Annotated in this window: 2 protein-coding genes; both read left to right on the forward strand. The window is 39.4% G+C overall.

All coding sequences use genetic code 11. The features are described 5' to 3' along the window. Positions 1-48: 48 nt before the first annotated feature. On the forward strand, positions 49-570 hold the full coding sequence (locus BLQ87_RS33130; RefSeq protein ID WP_074613162.1) for a helix-turn-helix domain-containing protein: 522 nt from the start codon (positions 49-51) through the stop codon (positions 568-570). Continuing rightward, positions 492-1,394, forward strand: a complete 903-nt coding sequence (locus BLQ87_RS33135; RefSeq protein WP_218129476.1) for an IS3 family transposase — start codon at positions 492-494, stop codon at positions 1,392-1,394. Before BLQ87_RS33130 ends, BLQ87_RS33135 begins: the two co-directional genes overlap by 79 nt. Positions 1,395-1,428: the final 34 nt, after the last annotated feature.

The following is a 1,428-nucleotide window of genomic DNA, read 5'->3' on the forward strand; positions in this document are numbered from 1 at the left end:
TGAAGTGAACCCCAAAAGTTGGACAAAAACTTTTGGGGTTTATCATTTATGGCAAAACACACATTTGAGGAGAAGCTCGATATAGTTTCTCAAGTGATAAAAGGGACACCGATTGTTTGGATATCCCGAGAACGGCGTATTGATGATGACATGATATTGGAATGGGTTCGGAAATATAACCTCCATGGAGAAAGTGGGCTACGCAAGCAAGCCAATATCAAGTCTACTTCTGATTTCAAAGAAGAAGTTGTAAGGCTCATTATAGAAAAAGGCGTACCTTTAAGACAGGTTGTTCTGGAACGTAAAGTAAGTAGAAGTGCCTTAGAGAGCTGGGTAAGATTAGTACGAGGTGAAGGTTACGGAGTACTATACAAACAAAAGCCCCGTGGACGACCACCTAAAGGCATGGGAAGATCAAAGAAACTTGGACCTGAAACAGAACTAGAGAAGCTCCAGGCGGAGAATGCCCGCTTGCGAGCAGAGAACGCGTTATTAAAAAAAGTCAAGGCCTTAGTACAGGAAAGAGAAGCCCGCGAACGTATGAGTGGGCAAAAGCCATCGAAGAACTAAGGCCGGAACATGATATTGCAATTCTATTGAATTGTAAACAGATGGCTCGTTCGGTATTTTATTATCATCATAAGCGGCTGAATGCTGATGATAAGTACAAGCATGAAAAAGAAGAGATCGCAAGTATATACCACCTGCATAAAGGCAGATATGGTTATCGGCGAGTCACCGCCGAAATGAAGAACCGGGGTTATAACATAAATCATAAGACTGTGCAAAAATTGATGGGAACATTAGGCTTAAAATGCACTATCAGGAAAGTAAGTTATCGATCATACAAAGGCGAGGTTGGCAAAATTGCCCCTAATGAACTTGAAAGGAATTTTGAAGCAAGTTTGCCTAATCAGAAATGGGCTACGGATGTCACCCAGATGAACATTAAAGGGGAGAAGATTTACCTGTCTCCCATAATTGACATGTTCAATGGGGAAATCATTTCCTATAGTATTTCAAAAAGTCCAAATATGCAGATGATAGAAGAAATGTTATACGAGGCTTTTGATCAAGTGAAAGATACAAAGGGACTTATTTTTCATTCTGACCAAGGCTGGCAATATCAACATTACGGATATAGAAAGGCTCTGGAAAAAAATGGAATTATTCAAAGCATGTCCAGAAAAGGAAATTGCTTAGATAACGCCTTGGCCGAAAGCTTTTTTGGTATTATGAAGACAGAATTGCTGTACAGGGAGAACTTTGAAACCACAGAAGAATTTATCACTTCTTTAAAAGAATACATTTATTACTACAACAATAAAAGAATAAAAAACAGGTTAAATGGAAAGAGCCCGGTGGAATACCGAGCTCTCGTACAAAAAACTTAATTTTGAATCTGTCCAACTTTTTGGGGTCACACCA

Source organism: Pedobacter steynii (assembly GCF_900103665.1).
Lineage (GTDB): Bacteria > Bacteroidota > Bacteroidia > Sphingobacteriales > Sphingobacteriaceae > Pedobacter > Pedobacter steynii.